Source organism: Psychrobacter aestuarii, assembly GCF_904846035.1.
Lineage (GTDB): Bacteria > Pseudomonadota > Gammaproteobacteria > Pseudomonadales > Moraxellaceae > Psychrobacter > Psychrobacter aestuarii.
The window spans coordinates 691204-709229 of sequence record NZ_CAJGYT010000001.1; the positions used below are offsets into that span (position 1 = coordinate 691204).

14 protein-coding genes and 1 pseudogene are annotated in these 18026 nt (G+C 50.0%); 9 read left to right on the forward strand and 6 right to left on the reverse strand.

Going from position 1 to position 18026, the window contains the following annotated elements; genetic code table 11:
• Positions 1-242: 242 nt before the first annotated feature.
• Positions 243-1292 (reverse strand): signal peptide peptidase SppA, encoded by a 1050-nt coding sequence (gene sppA, locus JMW05_RS02795; RefSeq protein WP_201503884.1) that lies wholly within the window; start codon positions 1290-1292, stop codon positions 243-245.
• A gap of 139 nt (positions 1293-1431) precedes the next feature.
• On the reverse strand, positions 1432-4110 hold the full coding sequence (locus tag JMW05_RS02800) for a ComEC/Rec2 family competence protein (protein WP_201503885.1): 2679 nt from the start codon (positions 4108-4110) through the stop codon (positions 1432-1434).
• Positions 4111-4326: 216 nt separating this feature from the next.
• Between JMW05_RS02800 and JMW05_RS02805 the strand changes: the two genes are divergently transcribed.
• Positions 4327-4908: a DUF2062 domain-containing protein gene (locus JMW05_RS02805; RefSeq protein ID WP_201503886.1), complete on the forward strand. Its 582-nt coding sequence runs from the start codon at positions 4327-4329 to the stop codon at positions 4906-4908.
• Between the two features lie 46 nt (positions 4909-4954).
• Here JMW05_RS02805 and lolD read toward each other — a convergent pair whose 3' ends face one another.
• Both lolD and JMW05_RS02815 read right to left on the reverse strand, forming a co-directional pair.
• Positions 4955-5641: a lipoprotein-releasing ABC transporter ATP-binding protein LolD gene (lolD, locus tag JMW05_RS02810; protein WP_201503887.1), complete on the reverse strand. Its 687-nt coding sequence runs from the start codon at positions 5639-5641 to the stop codon at positions 4955-4957.
• Positions 5642-5711: 70 nt separating this feature from the next.
• A complete protein-coding gene (locus JMW05_RS02815; protein ID WP_201503888.1) occupies positions 5712-6947 on the reverse strand; it encodes a lipoprotein-releasing ABC transporter permease subunit in 1236 nt (411 codons plus the stop codon).
• Between the two features lie 439 nt (positions 6948-7386).
• Between JMW05_RS02815 and JMW05_RS02820 the strand changes: the two genes are divergently transcribed.
• Positions 7387-8352, forward strand: a complete 966-nt coding sequence (locus JMW05_RS02820; protein ID WP_201503889.1) for a hypothetical protein — start codon at positions 7387-7389, stop codon at positions 8350-8352.
• Positions 8353-8449: 97 nt separating this feature from the next.
• On the opposite strand, the gene JMW05_RS02825 is transcribed toward JMW05_RS02820, so the two are convergent.
• Positions 8450-8839 (reverse strand): SCP2 sterol-binding domain-containing protein, encoded by a 390-nt coding sequence (locus JMW05_RS02825; RefSeq protein WP_201503890.1) that lies wholly within the window; start codon positions 8837-8839, stop codon positions 8450-8452.
• A gap of 941 nt (positions 8840-9780) precedes the next feature.
• On the opposite strand from JMW05_RS02825, the gene ccoN reads away from it, so the two are divergent.
• The 6 genes and pseudogenes from ccoN (at position 9781) to JMW05_RS02855 (ending at position 15727) form a co-directional block, all read left to right on the forward strand.
• Complete coding sequence (ccoN, locus tag JMW05_RS02830; protein ID WP_201503891.1) at positions 9781-11259, forward strand: cytochrome-c oxidase, cbb3-type subunit I; 1479 nt, start codon at positions 9781-9783, stop codon at positions 11257-11259.
• Positions 11260-11268: 9 nt separating this feature from the next.
• Complete coding sequence (ccoO, locus tag JMW05_RS02835; RefSeq protein WP_201503892.1) at positions 11269-11907, forward strand: cytochrome-c oxidase, cbb3-type subunit II; 639 nt, start codon at positions 11269-11271, stop codon at positions 11905-11907.
• Positions 11907-12086 (forward strand): cbb3-type cytochrome oxidase subunit 3, encoded by a 180-nt coding sequence (locus JMW05_RS02840; RefSeq protein WP_201503893.1) that lies wholly within the window; start codon positions 11907-11909, stop codon positions 12084-12086. Before ccoO ends, JMW05_RS02840 begins: the two co-directional genes overlap by 1 nt.
• Positions 12083-13153: pseudogene (ccoP, locus tag JMW05_RS02845) on the forward strand (cytochrome-c oxidase, cbb3-type subunit III); the annotation flags it as partial. The gene JMW05_RS02840 and the pseudogene ccoP, both read left to right, overlap by 4 nt.
• 395 nt (positions 13154-13548) lie before the next feature.
• Positions 13549-14955 (forward strand): cytochrome c oxidase accessory protein CcoG, encoded by a 1407-nt coding sequence (gene ccoG / locus JMW05_RS02850; RefSeq protein WP_201503895.1) that lies wholly within the window; start codon positions 13549-13551, stop codon positions 14953-14955.
• A gap of 163 nt (positions 14956-15118) precedes the next feature.
• Positions 15119-15727 (forward strand): FixH family protein, encoded by a 609-nt coding sequence (locus JMW05_RS02855; RefSeq protein ID WP_201503896.1) that lies wholly within the window; start codon positions 15119-15121, stop codon positions 15725-15727.
• Between the two features lie 111 nt (positions 15728-15838).
• On the opposite strand, the gene ttcA is transcribed toward JMW05_RS02855, so the two are convergent.
• On the reverse strand, positions 15839-16903 hold the full coding sequence (ttcA, locus tag JMW05_RS02860; protein ID WP_201503897.1) for a tRNA 2-thiocytidine(32) synthetase TtcA: 1065 nt from the start codon (positions 16901-16903) through the stop codon (positions 15839-15841).
• A 232-nt stretch (positions 16904-17135) separates the two neighbouring features.
• Between ttcA and queC the strand changes: the two genes are divergently transcribed.
• Positions 17136-17912 carry a 7-cyano-7-deazaguanine synthase QueC gene (queC, locus tag JMW05_RS02865; protein WP_201503898.1) on the forward strand — a complete coding sequence of 259 codons (777 nt, stop codon included), beginning with the start codon at positions 17136-17138 and terminating at the stop codon, positions 17910-17912.
• Positions 17913-18026 lie beyond the last annotated feature (114 nt).

An 18026-nucleotide genomic window follows, 5' to 3' on the forward strand; every position in this document is an offset into this window, starting at 1 on the left:
ATAGACTCGTTGTTGGTATCCATAATTGTTATTGTCGTACTTTTCGTTCATGGCGGTAGAAAAACAGCTGTGCTTTATAGCTTAGGCTATTGTGACCTGCCAGCCCCCGTCCATGCAAGGCGCAATCAGATGCCATGTGTGCATGATTGCTATAAAAAACGCCACAAAGTAACCGATACTTTGTGACGCTGCGTGGTACACACAATACTTTTGCCTTTTTATCCGTCGGTTTTATCCGTCACTTAACGCATTTCGGTATTGTTTTCTTCTTTTGGCAACACATCAAGGTTGATGCTTGAGCCAATGCCCGCGCCCATTTTGACAGCAAAGCGATCCATAAATAATGAGAACGGATCGACAGGCGTATAGTTGACTGCCGTGTCTACGCCCAGCTCTTTTTCTAGACTGGCGATGCTGCCTTTTTTATCGGCAAGACCAAGGGCGATGGACTGCTCACCTGTCCAGAATAAGCCTGAGAACAGTTTGTTTTGTTCAGGGTTTTTGAGTCGGTCGCCGCGCCCTTCTTTTACCGCATTAATAAAGTGCTGATGCGTGTTTGCCAATACGTTTTCGACATGCTGCTCTTCGTAATCGGTCAAGGGACGCGACATGCTTAAAATGTCTTTGTACTCGCCTGCGGTGATGGTGCGGTCTTCAACGCCGACTTTGTCCATCAAGCCTTCGATGTTGTAATTGGGCATAATCACGCCGATTGAGCCGACAAGGCTTGACGGATTGACATAAATTTCATCTGCCGCCGAGGCGATATAGTACGCGCCAGAAGCGCCGATATCCCCAATGACTGCGTACAGTTTTTTGTTAGGGTACTCTTGGCGCAAGTCCATCATGGTTTGCCAGATTTCATCCGACTGTACGGGCGAGCCACCAGGCGAGTTGATGTCGAGTGCCACTGCTTTTGAGTTGCTGTTTTCAAAGGCAGCGGTCAGCGCTTTACTGACGTCGTAGGCATTGGCAGGGTCGTCATTGCTAATCGTACCTTGCAGCTCCACGACCGCCAGATGCGGCGCGCTGGTATTAATCTCAATACCTGAGCCGCTGTCTTCACTACAGCCGCGCCCCAGCATTAAGAATAAAAACAAGATATAGCCAAAGGTTAAAAGCTTAAAAAAGATGCTCCAGCGGCGCGCACGGCGTTGTTCTTCCACACTGGCGAGCAGCGTTTTTTCAATCAATCGCCATTCTTGCCCACTTGGCTGCTGTTGGTTGTGCTGAGGTGAAGGTTGAATGGGATTGTTTGGACGCTTGTTGGGGTCTGGTGGCCAGTTGGACATATAATTTCCTACAATAAAAACACGCTAAAGATAAAACAAAAATAAGGTCAATTGGCAAGAGTGCAATCATGCAACAGTATGGTGACGTTTGCCTTGCGGTTCAATAGCAATCACGTGAACGGTGCGGTTTTTGTGCCCCTCAAGGGGTATCCACCGCTTGCTCAAGCCCCCATGCTGTCGCCAAAGGTGCGTCATTATACGTTGCCAGCGCGGTCACTTGTTGTTTTTTGAGTGTCTCTTCATTAATAACCGCGTCACTGTGCCCGAGCCACAATGTGGGCAAAGGGGCAGGCAGTGGCGCGACCTCACACAGCAATGACCACAGCTGCCAGTGCCGCTGATGCGTACTGGCATCGATGAGCAGCTGCGTTTGCGGCGGCGTCTCGGTCAGCTCTGTTGTCTCTGAGTGGGCGGCAGTGATGGCATTGACTGCGACGGGGTGTGCGGTATCCATGGCATTGTAGCGCTTTATGGCAATAGGCGCTTGACTGCTGATACGTAGGCTACAATCCCATACCGCCGCATCATCAATCTCTGACCAGCCTGTAACCGCCTCGATACGTAGTGCGGCATCAGGCAGCTGCCACGCTTGACCTGCGGTACATGGCGTTTTGGGCAGAGGCTGTTGGCTACTGCTGGCCGCATCTACAGACTGCTGCCCTGCTTGCCAGTAATATTTGGTGGGCATCAGCGCTGCTATTTGCGTTGCGACCGCATCCAGCCGCTGTGCGCCTTGGTCAGCGGCTTCAATAGGCGTCTGAACCACCATCCCTTCTAAGCTGTCGATACCGAGCGTGTGTATTTGCGTGACGAGCTGTGTTGACCACGCCTCAGCCGTTGATATGCTCGGCGGTGTGCGTGCTTCCTGTAAACGGTGGTCTGCCAAAAACAACCACGATGCACGATAAGACTTGCTCGGATAATGCAGCAGCACGGCACTCAGATGCGTATCCGCCACGGGCAGCACGTAGAGGACAGGTGCGCCCGTCAGCCGCGCTTGCTGTTGCCACAGCAACAAGCCCAGCAGTAATAAAGGCGGCGCGCTCCAGCCTCGATGCAGCAGACTGCGCGGCAACAGCCACGGCAATAGTGCAAGCATCGCCACACAAAGACCTGCGACCGTCATCGGTGTATAAAGCCAGCCCTTCGCCGCAGATACCGCACTCAGCGCTGCCATCATGCCATGTATGCCCAGCAGCGCCGTATCCACCGTATACCATAGGCTGTCTGCCAGCGCAGGTAAGATAGGATAAACAACGCCCGCCAGCAGATTCAGCGGCACCAGTACCCAGCCAAAGACTCCTATCATCACTACATTGACCAGCAGTCCCCACAGCGATATTTTGCCAAACAACAGCAGCGTCAATGGCAACAGCGCCACAAACAGCCAGCACTGCAAGCGTAACAGTGGCCACAATCCCCACCACAGCCGCTCAAACCAGCGCATATCGCTGTGCTGATCATGCTTATTATTTGCTTTGGTTTCGTATTGCAGCAGCAGCGCCACGGCAACGAACGACAGCCAATAACCTCCCTGCCACAACACATAAGGGTCAGCCCATGCCATAACTACGGCAAGCGCGAGCAGCACGCGCAGGGTCGAGACAGGCAGCAGCAGCACACGCACCAATCCAATCACCAGCAGCAGCCATGCCGTCCGCGCCGCAGGCACGTCAAACCCTGTGAATAACGCATACAAAAATGCTGCGGCCACCATCACCAGCCAACGTATTTGCCAGCGCGCAAGCACACGATAGAGTTGCGGACAACGGCGCTCAATCACCATACAAACCAACGCTGCCAGCACAATCGCTAAGAACAGCACGTGCGTGCCAGAAATGGCGAGCAAATGCGAGATGCCCGCCGCTTGATAGTGCGTTTTGGTCTGCTGGCTGATAAGGCTACGGTCGCCTGTCAGCAGGCTAAGTGCAACTGCCGATGCTTGCTGCGCGGTTTCAGTTTGCATCTGCCACGCCGCTTGTCTGTGCTGCCGCAGCATCCAGCGCCCTGTCTCAATCGCTTGTTGCCCTCGCGCCAGCACCGACGCTTCATTATCCGCGCGCATCGCCAGCACCTCACTGGCATCGAGTATGCTCGCGCTGCCATCAAGGTGACGGCTTTTAAGCCAGCGATAGCTGTCAAAGCCTGTGGCGCTGACTTTATTGTTATCAAGTGGCTGTATCCTTAGGCGCATGATGAGCACATCATTTGGGCGTAGGGCATTGAGTGCTTGCATACGTGGGTCTTGCGCTGCTTTGTTATTTGGCTTGGGATAGTAGCTCAGCAAGAGGCGCTGAGCGGGCACAGCACTGTCTGTCACAGGCGCGCTCAGCTGTGCTTGTAACGCACGAAAGGCAGGCAATGTACTACGCAGCGTGCTGGGCTGCTGCGTCACTGGTAATAGCTTGTGGATGCGTGCCACCTGCCGATAGCCCTGCGCAGGTGTGCTGCCGCCGACGCTGTCACTGATGCCCTCAATACGCACTAAGGCATAGACTTGCATCGGCGCCGCTACAGCGCGGCGGGCGGCTTGCTGCTGCTGACTGAGCGCTTGTATTACGCTGGCGACCAGCAGCAGTACGGATAATACAGCAAGGCTCAAGGTCAGCTGTATTCTTTGCTTTTGCGCCGTATGGAGGCGTCTTTGATTAAGCTTGTGACACCACAGCAGCGCGGTCGCACCAAGTATACAGAGCCGCACACCATCAGCGGCGGGCGTCAGTAACCAGCTGGGCAGGACGGGAACGGGCAGCGTCTCAGCAACACCGAGCGCCGCCAGCATCAGCGATAGCAACAGACCGCCTGTCAGCCAATACATGCGCGCTCCTTGCACTCTTTCACGACAATGTTACCTCACCGTATATCTTATGGGTGTGATGATGGCATTTGCCGAAATATTATCCTATACTAGCGACACTGTGGACAGTAGATACTGCCGCAGTCTTCCTTCCTGACCAGCCAACGTCTGCAACACCCATAACGACGCAGCCTTGTGTGGCTGCTGCTATTTATTTGTGACTAAAAAGGCAATCGTGTGCCCAAAAAACGCTTACAAAGTCTATTGCCCACACCTGAGAAAATCTTGGAGAGCCGCTCTTTAAGATGGTTTGCTCCGCATCTGGTCGACGCGCGTCTGTGGCATTTTAACCGCCACAGCTTAAATAAAGCGGTCTATATCGGCGTGCTGAGTGCCTTTTTCCCATTGCCAGGGCAGATGCTTTTGGCATTGATTGGGGCGCTGATATTTCGTGCCAATGTCCCGATGTCTGTGGGGCTGACGTGGATTACCAACCCTTTGACCACCTTGCCGATTTTTTATGCAGGCTACTACGTCGGCGCCAAGATTTTGGGCGAGCCAATGATTAGCCTGCGCTTGATTGGGCGGATGATTGCTGATTTTAGCTTGTGGTTGTTGTCCAATGGTGCCAACCCTTTTGAGACTTATCAAGGCAGTGTGTCATTGGGTGCGTTTTGCTTGGGCTTAACCCTGCTTGCGATTGCCACAAGTCTGGTGTGCGGATTGGCATTTAAGGTGATCTGGCGTTACAAAACGGTCAGCTCATGGCAGCAGCGCCAAAAGTCTGACCGTGCTTCTGAGCGCTCATCTAAGCGCTAACCGACTGCCCTACGCTACGTAATGTCTTACGCGCTACAGCTTTTGCTTATTCATCAAATTCTGCCCAATGACCGTTACGCAGCAGTAGCTGTCTGTCCGCGAGAGCTGCTAAGTTACGGTCATGGGTGACCATCAGCAGCGCGGTTTTTAGCGTGGTTTGCAGCTCTGAGAGCAGACCAAAGACACTTTGCGCATTGTCATAGTCAAGGTTACCTGTCGGCTCATCGGCTAGGATGACTGACGGCTCTGTGACCAGCGCGCGCGCAATCGCGACCCGCTGACGCTCACCACCTGATAGCTCCCCAGGACGGTGCGTATGTCGATGCTCTAATCCTACTTTGTTAAGTAATGATATTGCCTTATCACGCGCTTCGCTCGGCGTGACTTTTGGGCGCATCAGTAGCGGCATGGCGACATTCTCGACCGCTGTAAACTCCGACAACAGATGGTGAAACTGATAAATAAAGCCCAAATACTGATTGCGCATATCACCGCGCTGCGTCTCGTTCATCGTATTTAGGCATTTGCCATGCAGCCACACCTCGCCACTGCTTGGGGTATCCAAGCCGCCCAATAAATGTAGCAAGGTACTTTTGCCTGAGCCACTGGTACCAACGATGGCAATACGCTCGCCGGCATGTACGCTCAAATCCAGACCCGTCAATACCTGCGTGCGCACCGACCCTTCGTCATAGATTTTATTGATATTTTTTGCCTCTAAAATGGCGCTCATAATCTGTCCTTTATTGATGCTGTGAAATGCTCAGCACGCGACTGCCGAAGCGGTATCGGTAGCAGCGCGATTACTCATAACGCAAGGTCTGTGCAGGCTGAATACGTGCCGCACGTCGCGCAGGATAAATGGTTGCCAAAAAGCTCAAGGTAAATGACGCGCCCGTAATCAACACCACATCTAAGAAGCGCAGCTGCGATGGCAAATAATTGATAAAGTAGGCATCAAACAGATGCAAGCCAAAGGTTTGATTAATAAAGCCTAAAATATCACTAATGGTCAGCGCAAATATCACCCCAAGTATCGTTCCTGCGACCGTACCGATGACACCAATCACCAAGCCTTGAACCATAAAGACTTGGGTAATGAGGCGTGGTGACGCGCCAAAGGTTTTTAAAATCGCGATGTCCGCTTTTTTATCAGTCACCAGCATCACAAGACTTGAGACGATGTTAAAAGCGGCGACCAAAATGATTAAGAACAGCAGCAAGCCGACCATCGCCTTTTCCATCTGAATTGCGCCGAACAAGTTGCCATGCGTTTGCGTCCAGTCGTTCGGGTACAGCTGATCAGGTGCGATAGCCGCCGCCTTTTGTGCCGCCATCGGCGCGTTAAAAATGTCATCAAGCTTCATACGTACGCCCTGCGCGCCATCAGGGAGGCGCAGCAATTTTGCCGCATCATGCATCGGGATAAACGCCATGAGGCTGTCGACTTCAGGGCTGATATTAAATACCCCGCTTAGCGTAAAGCGTTTAAAGCGCGGAATGACCCCAGCGGGTGATGGTGAGGCTTCAGGCAGCACCAGCGTCACTTTATCACCGATTTGTAGTCCCAAAGACTGCACCATGTCTTGACCCAAGACGATATTAAAATCACCGCCTTGCAAGGTGTCGATGCTGCCTTCAACCATATGCTGATTGATGATGGACACCTTTTTTTCGTAATCAGGCTCAATACCCGTCACCATCACCCCAGACACCTGACTGTTGGCTGTCAGCATGCCTTGGAGCTGAATAAAAGGCGCGACCGCATCGACCTCAGGGTCTTCTTTAATGCGCGTGGCAAGGTCTTGCCAATCACTGATAATCTCAGGCGATACCACCGTTGCTTGCGGCACCATACCTAAGATGCGTGTTTTTAGTTCGCGGTCAAAGCCATTCATCACCGACAGTACCGTGATTAGTACCGCAACCCCAAGCGTCAAGCCAAGCATGGAGATTAAGGAGATAAAAGAGATAAAGCGATTACTACGCTCTGCACGCGTGTATCGCAAGCCGATAAATAACGCTAAAGGACGAAACATATTCAAACTCTTTGTTTTATCTGCACGGTATCTTTGCTGCCGACATCAACGCATACCTAGGCGTGTCGACGACGATACGGTATCAGATAGGGTTTTAGACCGCTCATCAAAGGCGCTCAAAAAAGGGGTTAGTTTGACACAATTTATGGGATATGTGCCAATCATTCAAAAAAACTGCGGATATTTTTCCATCAAAAGCGCGTGTTTTGTGATTATTTTTTTATTCAGCACTTGCTATTGGTTACGTCCATACCTATATATTGTATGCTAGGGGGCAATACATTCACCTATCATGGTGCGGCACGATTGACAGCACACACCATAGCATACTGCCCGCTACTCAAATATTGCGCTGCGATGTGCTTATGTTATTTGCCTGATGGCAACCAAGCCGCGCTTTATATCTGCTGCATCCATGACTTAGAGTTTGAGTATATTCATGACTATCCAATACCAATATAAAAACGTACAAGCGCCAACCAAAGTAACCCTGACAGACGAGCAAACCGCAGGTCATGGCGACCATTGGCGCATTCTCACCGATGACGTCAGTCATGACGTACCCACATGGCTACAAGCCATGATAGACAAAGCCACCGTCCCCAAAGGCTTAGGCACAGGCACCAGCCCGCAAGACAACCGCTTGTTGCTCTCGGAAAACGAAACCTGCCATATCAATCAGATACTCGCCATGAAAGATGGCAAGCCTGAATGCTTTATCAACGCTTACCCTTGCGTCAATGGTCCTTATGGATTGAACTGCACGATTGAGCGCGTGATTGTCAATGAAGACGCGCACGATGCGGTACTGCGCTTGCGTAGCAGTGATGGCAGCGTGATTTATGCCTTTGACCAGCTCTACACCACCAATCGCCATTTGTATCAGCAAAACACCCCTTATTTTGTCAATTTTAGCGCGTGGGCATATGAGATTCAGCCAAGCGATCACAGCGAAGTGATTGCCATCGAAGACCAAGACGCCATCCGTTATCATCGCGCTTTTAACGATATCGTGGCGAACAATAACGGCGACGTGCCTGATGACTTGCAGGCGCAAATTGACGCTTGGCAGCCCGATACCGATGGTGAGCTTGCCCCTGTTGAGATTAACTTAGGTCACATGTGTGCCTATCTGTTCGGCGATACTTTGGGTCAAGAAGACGAAGCATGGTGCCAAGGACAAGTGCTTGGCAAGCAGGAAGTGACGTTCAATGACAAACCGATGTATCTGTTCGACGTGGTGATATTGCGTGAGCCTGACGCTGCGCCTTTTGTGGTGCGTATCGGCGCGTGCAAAGGTGAGGTCACTGACGCGATTGCGGTCAATGATTACGTACAAGCCAATATCTGGCTACAAGCAGCGATTTATAAAGAAAACCAAGACACGGCGCGTGCCGCCAGCTGATGCTTGATGGATAACGATTAAAGTACTTTATAAGAAAAGCTGTCCCATAAAAAAAGCCTCTATCACTAGAGGCTTTTTTGCGTCTGTACGCTTGGCATTACGCCATTTGCGTCACGTCACGAATGCGCTTGAACAGCTGCTTTTGCTCATCGCTTGGGCGTGCTGTTTGTAGTGCCATCAGCTGAGACATATCGCCTTCAACGCGGATTTTGCCGCTCATAAACGCGCCCATGATTTCATTGGTGTCAAAGTCGGTCACGATAGACTGCAACACATCACGGTCAAGCAATAGCGTGGTGGTGGCGTTTGGGTTCAACCCTTTGTGCAACAAGCCGTTGGCAAAATGCGCTTCTACGTCGCCATTGCCGTCAGAGACTTTCACGTTAATGACCATATTGGCAAGTGCTGGTGGCAAGTTCAGCTCGCCTGCGTCACGTGCCAAGGTGTCCACTTCTTCAAACCAAGCATCCGTCAAAAAAACCGCCATAATCTTATCCTTTGGTTAATAATTGATAATTTTCATTGAAAACGAAAGCGACTGTGCCGTATTATGGCGCGGTTTTTAAATAAGTAAAACCTAAAATCATTATGATTTGTTAAATAGTCACAAATTCCTCGCAGCAAAGCGACAATGCATGTCGCTAGCAAGCTTATTGCTCAGCGGTTACCCGCATATCGATTAATTCCTTACTAATGGTATTGATATGTGTCGGTTTTTTGCTATGATAGCTCATCACACACTGTGACGTGTCCGCCGTTGTCGAGGTTAAGTCGCCTTTTTTCCTATAGGTGCACATGCTGTATGGTCTGTTTTTTTTGCAGCATTGGGGCAGCAGATGGTGCGACTGGGTTCAGGCTTTTGAAAACCTTAAGTGGCGGTCAACGGGGTCGCCATTTACCAAAGAGTTTGTATTTTAGCGCAGAGTTCTGGTGATATTTGATTAAGATTGCGTTACAATACCTTAAACAGAGTCGGGAGTTTTAACTAAACGTTACGTAAACATGTTTGTTGTCAGCCGCCGCTAGCATATTTCTGTCGTTAATAGGTCATATTGCTTTGTAGATGAACGTCTGTATTCATCCTTTTACCACCTATCAGCAGTAGATGTCCAAAGACGGTGCTTTTTCCTATTCACCTTAACGATGTATTAATTGTCTAATCATCGCCATTCTTGTGCCGTATGATTTTTTTGCGGTGTGGATGTGTCTGCGCGCTCCCCCAATTGGTGAGCCAAAAGACATGATGAGCCAATGAGTTAATAAACCGTTACGGTAGCGAAAAGACATACATCAATGTGTACCACAGATAGGCTGTGGCTAGTTTATGAGGCATCGACGATGCTTGTCATCTTGCCCTCATTTATAGCATAAATATCGTGGTGCGTTAGTTAATTCTGTTGATAATTCGGGCTGTAAAGGAATCATCCAATGAGTTTACAAAACACAGCATTCGCCCCTATTGACCGTGAGTATGAAATCACCATCGTGCGATTTTTTACTGTCATGGCTGTGGTGTGGGGCATCGTCGGCATGGGTCTTGGTGTCTTCATTGCTTCACAGTTGGCGTGGCCAGCACTGAACTTTGACATTCCATGGCTGACATTTAGTCATTTAAGACCACTGCATACCAATGCGGTGATTTTTGCGTTTGGTGGCTGTGCCCTATTCGCGACCTCTTATTATATTGTTCAGCGCACTTGTAAGACGCGTCTTTTCGCGCCTTACTTGGCATGGTTCACCTTTTGGGGCTGGCAGGCGGTTATTGTGTCCGCTGTCATCACGCTACCACTTGGTTTGACCTCGACCAAAGAATATGCAGAACTTGAGTGGCCGATCGATATTCTAATCGCTTTGGTGTGGATTTCTTATGCCATCGTTTTCTTTGGCACGCTCATCAAGCGTAAAACGTCACACATCTATGTGGCCAACTGGTTCTTTGCTGCCTTTATCATTACCATTGCGTTATTGCACATTGTGAACAGCTTAGCCATCCCTGTGAGTGCCTTTAAGTCGTACTCGTTATTCAGTGGCGCAACCGATGCCATGATTCAGTGGTGGTATGGTCATAACGCGGTTGGTTTTTATCTGACAGCAGCGTTCCTTGGTATGATGTATTACTTTGTGCCTGTACAGATTGGTCGTCCTGTCTATTCTTACCGTTTGTCTATCGTTCACTTTTGGGCATTGATTGCTGCCTATATGTGGGCAGGTGGTCACCATTTGCATTATTCAGCACTGCCAGATTGGACGCAGTCGTTGGCGATGGTGTTCTCAATCATCCTATTCGCGCCATCATGGGGCGGTATGATCAACGGTGTCTTGACGCTATCAGGCAGCTGGGACAAGCTGCGTACTGACCCTATCATTCGCTTTATGATTGTTGCCTTGTCATTTTATGCCATGTCAACGTTTGAAGGCCCAATGATGTCAATTAAGACGGTCAACGCCTTGTCACACAACACCGACTGGACAATCGGTCACGTACACTCAGGCGCACTTGGCTGGGTAGGTATGATTACCATCGGTTCACTGTATGTGCTATTGCCACGTGTGTATAACAAACCAAAAATGTACTCTATCAGCCTAATCACCACGCACTTTTGGTTGGCGACGGCAGGTACGGTCTTTTATATTGTCTCAATGTGGATCTCAGGTATCGGTCAAGGCATGATGTGGCAAGCCACCAACCCAGACGGTACATTGGTTTATAGCTTTGTGGATACGGTTGCATTCTCTCATGGTCCTTATATGGGTCGTGCGTTTGGTGGCTTCTTGTATGTATCAGGTATGCTTGTGATGGCCTACAACTGCTATCGCACCATCAAAATGCCTGAAGGCAAACCAGTTGATAGCGCTGATCCTACTGATCATAACCCTGTTGATGCACCACAGACAGCGAACGTATAAGGAGCGATCATGGCTGGTACACCGCATGAAATTATTGAAAAAAATACAGGCTTGTTGGTCATCTTTATCGTTATCGCCATCAGCTTTGCAACGCTGGTTGAGATTGTACCGTTAATATATGACTACAAAGCCCCTGAGGACGGTGGTGTCAACAAACCCCTACCCTCTATGGAGCCTTGGACAGCGCTTGAGTTTGAAGGTCGTGATATCTATATCCGCGAAGGCTGTCACGTTTGTCACACCCAGATGGTACGCCCACTACGTGCTGAGGTTGAGCGCTATGGACCGTACTCACGTGCCGCAGAATCTGCTTGGGATCACCCATTCTTGTGGGGTTCAAAGCGTACAGGTCCTGACCTGGCACGTGTCGGTGGCCGCTATTCAGACGATTGGCAAAAGCAGCATTTGATTGCACCGCGCTCATTGGTACCTGAGTCGGTCATGCCTGCTTTCCCATGGCTTGCGACCAATGAAGTGGATGGCGAAAAAATCCAAGCAAAAATGCGTCTATTCCGCGATCGTTTTGGCGTGCCTTACACTGAAGAGCAAATCGAAGGTGCTCCTGATGAAGTTTTGGGTGCCACCGAGCTTGATGCCTTGGTTGCTTATCTACAGCAGCTGGGTACCGCAATGGAAGGGCAGCGCTAATGGGCATTGGTGAATTACAAACTATTGCAACCGTCTCTGCCTTTGTGGCCTTTATTGGGGTGGCATGGTGGGCATATTCGCCAAAAAATAAAAAACGCTTCGAAGAAGATGCAAAACTTGCGCTTGACGACGAGGTTGACCCCTCGTCTGATGAGCAGCGCAATAAGGATGAACGATGACATTGTTTTGGAGTTCTTGGCTCTCGTTATTTAGTTTTGCGTGCTGGTTGTTTATTGCAGGGGTTTTATTTTTTGTTATCAAATATAAGCCAACCCTAAAAGATGACGGCACGACTGGACACACATACGACGGCATTCAAGAATACGACAAACCACTACCTAAATGGTGGGTAGTAATCTTTGTAGGCTCACTTATTTGGGGGGTTGCGTACTGCATCTTTTTCCCAAGTATGTTCCCAAAGAGCTGGGGTGGTCTGGCAACGGTAAAAGTTGATGGCGAAACAGTGCCATGGACCTCAAAAAACGAGCTGAACAGTGACCTTGAAAGCAACAATCAAGTATTCACTGAAAGCTTTGAAAAAGACATTTTGGTCAATGCTGATGCTGCAGGCGCAGTAGGTACGCTTGATGAGCTGGATAAGTTACAAACGACCTTACGTCGTAGCGACAATCCACCTGCTGATTTGCAAGCGCAAATCGATGCAAAGGTGGCGGAGCTTGATCCATACGTTGCCAAACTGTCACAAAACCCAAATGCACTAAAAGTGGGTAGCCGTCTGTTTTTGCAAAACTGTGCGGTCTGTCACGGCTCAAACGCGAAGGGTGCACCAGGCTACCCGAACCTAACCGATAACGATTGGTTGTATGGCGGCGAGCCAAAGAACATCTTGACCACCCTGCATAACGGTCGCGTAGGCGGCATGGCAGCATGGCGTGATCAACTTGGCGAAGACGGTGTGCGCGCTGTTGCCGAATATGTATTGTCACTGTCTGGTAATCAGAACGATTATCAGCTTGATAAGACGAAAGTTGCCCAAGGTGAGCGTATTTTCCATGAGCCAACCAACTGTGTGCTGTGTCATGGCCCAGAAGGTAAAGGTATGATTACTGCAGGTGCGCCAAACCTAACCGATAACATCTGGTTGTATGGTGGCGATCGCGAGACGATTCGTGAGACCTTGCGTTATGGTCGCGCAGGTGTGATGCCTGAGTGGCAAACCAAGTTGGGTAATGAGCGTATCATGCTGCTAGCAGCTTATGTGTACTCATTGTCAGACAAAAAAGCCGTCAGCACGCCAGCACCAGCGGCCAAAGCGCCTGCAGCAACACCCGCTGCTAATGCCGCAACCGCTGACAGCGCAGCGCCTACAGAGGCAGCTGCCAGCACTGACACAGCCGCTACCGAAGCAACCGCTGAGGCTGCTGCTAACTGATTATTTACGCATCAGTAGCCCATATTGTTTCATAGTATGACCGTAATATCGTATAATAAAGGTCGGCAAAAGGAGGGCTGTTCATCAGCTCTCCTTTTTTTATTGTTTTTGTTTTGACTGCTTTGAGTACATTTATTATTGATCTTCTTCCCTGACATTGATAACACACCCTATTCATACATCTTATTGTCACAAAGATGTCGGTTAACTATGCCAGCAAACTGATTCTTTTTTTAAAGAGGCACGTTATGTCAGCACCATCCAGCAAAATTCCTGTTAAAGAAGTTGAACTCGACGCCAACAAACAGCGCATTCACCCGCGATTTGTCACCGGCTTTTATCAAAACATTCGCGTGGTCAGTATGTATTTTTTTCTGGCACTGTTTTTGGTCTTGCCGTGGATTACCTATAACGGTAGGCAGGCGATTTGGTTTGATGTTCCTTCGCAGCACTATTACATTTTTGGTCTGACGTTCTTGACACAAGATTTTTACTTTATCGCTATTTTTGCGATGATTGCCGCGTTTGGGCTGTTTATGGTGACCGTCTATGCAGGGCGGGTCTGGTGCGGCTACGCCTGTCCGCAAACCATCTGGACGCATATGTATCAGTATGTCGAAAAGCTGGTGATTGGCGATAGAAACAAGCGCATCAAGTTTGATAAAGCACCGCTGAGCGCAAGCAAAGTGGGCAAGCGTACGCTGGTATACAGCATCTGGCTGCTGCTCTCTATCCTGACGGCAACGACGTTCGTCAGCTATGTGGCGGGTACCGATTTGATGTACCAAAGCTGGCAAAGTATGAATGGCATTCCCCTACCCGATTGGCCAACGTGGGTGTGGGTCGCGATGTTTATTTTTACCTTTGCCACTTATGCCAACGCAGGCTATATGCGTGAGCAGATGTGTGTACAGATTTGTCCTTATGGTCGTTTTCAAAGTGTGATGTTTGACAAAGACACCTTGATTGTCTCATATGACTATGAGCGCGGTGAGCCACGCGGCGCACGCAAAAAAGGCACGCATCCTGAGGATTTGGGCGACTGTGTTGAGTGTACGATGTGTGTGCAGGTCTGCCCAACGGGGATTGATATCCGTGATGGCTTGCAGGTTGGCTGTATTCAGTGTGCCGCGTGTATTGATGCTTGTAATGATGTGATGGACAAGGTCGGCTACCCACGCGGACTGATTCGCTATACCACCGAGCATCAGCTGGTTGAAAAGAAGAAAAGCAAAATCCTGCGTCCGCGCTTGTTCGGCTATTTGGCGATATTGACCGTGCTGTGTGGCGGCTTGGTGTATGCCTTGACCGACCGCGTGCCGCTTGAGATTGACATTCGCCGCGACCGCAATCAGCTGTCCTCGACCAATGCTCAAGGCATGATTGAAAACAGCTATGTGGTAAAACTGACCAACAAAACCCAAGCAGAGCACAACTACCGCATCACGCTGACGCCTGTCGAAGGTTTGAGTCTACAGACCCGTTTTGATACCGTGCCACTGACTGCAGGCGAAAGCTTTGATATGCCTGTCAGTATCTATGGTGACCCTGCGGTGGTAAGTGAGGGTCAGACGCCTATTACGCTCACGGTTACCAGTGAAGATGGACAATATAGCGCAAGCCATCAGAACGTGTTTACCACACAAGGTCAGTGACGTCATACTACTTATACCGCGCAAGCAACCGCGCGGTAAAATGTGCTGACAAAGCAAGCACTTAGCATGACGTATCCGAGCAATCGGCGTATAATGGTTGCTCGGTGCTTTTTTATCCTTGATCTGAGAGGCCACTCAGGTCGCAATCTTATATAGGTGCGTTATGTCCTCAGCGGATTCATCAGCCGACTTTAAGCAACAAGACTCTCAGCCATGGTACAAAAACTACATGGTGATTATCTTTGTCATTGGTATGCCGACGTTCGTCGTGGTGGCGTGCTTGTGGTTCGTGTACTACTCGTACCAGATTCGCGACAGCGTGGTGCGTGATGACTGGTATATGGATGGCAAGACCCTGTACCAAGACGTGTCGCGCGACAAGCTGACTTATGACTTGGATTTGCATGGCAAAATGACGTTTGCGCCAAATGGTGAGGTGACCTTTTATTTGGACTATCCTCAAGAGAGTCTGGCATCTGGCAAACTGCTGAACGGTGACCCGCTCACTTATCCTGCAGAGCTTGCGCTGTCTATCTCGCATGCGACCGATGTGCACAAAGACCGTGACGTGATGCTCAAGCATGTCGCGGGCAACAAATACACGGCTAATGTGACCCTTGATGGCGTTCCTGCAAAATACTATCTGCAAGTAAGCCACGATGGCGTCGATGATTGGCGCATGCAGGATGTGGCGAAATTGCCACGGCAGTCGGTCAGTTTTGAGCCGCTGGCGTCCTTTACCAAAGAAGCAGCGCACGCACAGACGTCTTAATACGTATCTGATAAGCCTTTCTTATCCAGAAAAAACCAGCGCCACGTGATATCGTGACGCTGGTTTTTTTTGGGTTTGTATCATTCACAAACCGTAAGCGGAATACGCCGATTAAATGACAGGATTAATCACAGGGATTTTTTGGCTATCATTGTTTGCGGCTTTATCGGTAGTGCTGCGCTCAGCAAATTTAGGCGTGTAGTCCTGAGTTTGCGGCGCGGTCGGCAGACCAATTTGTGCCAGACGCTCGCTTTGTCCCACTTGGATATTGTCGCCTTCAAATAAGCGCTCGTCTTCATCGCGGTCAAGGCTGAGGTTTTCAAAGTCGAACAGTTCGCGGTCAGCCAGCTGTGAAGGCGCGACGTTTTGAATGGCTTTAAAAATCGACGCCAAGCGCTGCGGGTGCGCCCCATCCCATTCGCGCAGCATGTCATTAATGATGGCGCGCTGTAGATTGGTTTGGCTGCCGCACAAGTTGCACGGAATAATCGGAAACTCACGCAGACGCGCGTATTCGATGATATCTTTTTCTTCAACATAGGCAAGCGGACGAATCAAGACGTTTTGCTTGTCATCGCTCAATAGCTTTGGCGGCATGGCTTTGAGCGCGCCGCCGTGAAATAGGTTTAAGAAAAAAGTCGCCAAAATATCATCGCGATGATGCCCAAGCGCAATCTTGGTCGCGCCAATCTGCTTGGCAAAGCCGTATAGTGAGCCTCGGCGCAAACGCGAGCAGGCGGAGCAGTAGGTTTTGCCTTCTGGCACGACACTTTTGACAATACTATAGGTGTCTTTTTCTAAGATATAGTGCGCGATGCCTTGCTCGTTAAGATAGTTTGGCAAGATATCTTCAGGGTAGCCTGGTTGCTTTTGGTCAAGGTTGACGGCGACCACATCAAAGTTAATCGGCGCAATGCGTTTGAGCAATAGCAAAATGTCGAGCAAGGTGTAGCTGTCTTTGCCGCCTGAGACGCAGACCATCACCACATCGCCATCTTCAATCATATTAAAGTCACGTATCGCCCACGAGACCTGTTTGCGCAGCTTTTTTTGCAGCTTTTTGAGTTCGGTCGCGGCGGCAGCGCTATCGCTCGTGGTGTCGGTGGCGGCTGGGCGGCTATCGGCGGGCATGTCGGTGGTGTCGGTCTGAGGAACAAAAAGACTGGCTGAGGTCATAAACTACTCAATATAACGATAAGGGTAATAAATAAAGGTGCAGGTGCTAAGCGCTTGAGATTATAACAAAAATAACGCCCATTTTGAAAAATAGTGCCGCACGCACACGCTATAGAACGCATGGTTTGTCGCATGCAAGCAAACGCAGGCGCATGGGTACAGCGCCGATGGTTTGTTGCGGGCGCTAATTTTGGTAAAATAGCGGTTTTTCTGAGTGAAGATAGAGCCGATAATGACGCACGCCAGCCACAGCACCCAAAACCTTTCTGACATCAACACCACCACAGACAGCACCGCAAACGACAATGCGGTGGTACTGCTCTCAGGCGGTCTGGACTCTGTCACCTGTCTGTATTGGGCAAAGGCACGCTATCAATCGGTCACCGCCGTCAGCTTTAACTACGGTCAGCGCCACAACAGTGAGCTGGTCGCAGCCAAAGCCATCGCTGAGCGTGCAGGTGTCAGTCACCGTGTCATTGATATCGACATTGCGCAGCTCGGCGGCTCATCGCTGACCGACCACAGCATGATTGTCCCTGATGGCGATGCCGACAAGTTCCCGACCGATGGCGATAGTACCCCTGACAACAGCGCGATTCCGAACACCTATGTGCCTGCGCGCAATACCATCTTTTTGTCTTATGCGCTCGCCGTCGCCGAAGTCACTGAAGCCAAGCACATCGTCATTGGCGTAAGCTCAGTCGATTATTCAGGCTATCCCGATTGCCGCCCTGAATATATTGAAGCCTTTGAAACCATGGCGAACCTTGCGACCAAAGCAGGCGTAACGGGGCACAAATTGCACATTCAGACCCCGCTACAGACCTTGTCAAAAGCGCAAACCATCGCGCTTGGCGTCTCGCTCGGTGTTGATTATGGACAGACCATCTCTTGCTACAAAGCCGATACCGATGGACGCGCTTGCGGCGTTTGTGACAGCTGCACCCTACGTCGTCAAGGCTTTGCACAAGCGGGTACAGCCGACCCCACCCGCTATCAAGCGGCATAATGCCCAAGCACACGGTTTATGGACAATCCAAAGCGATAAACCAGTGTGCTAAACAGCGTATCAAGCCATATTACACAAACGCGTAACATTTGCTTGCACAGGCACAGCATGTTA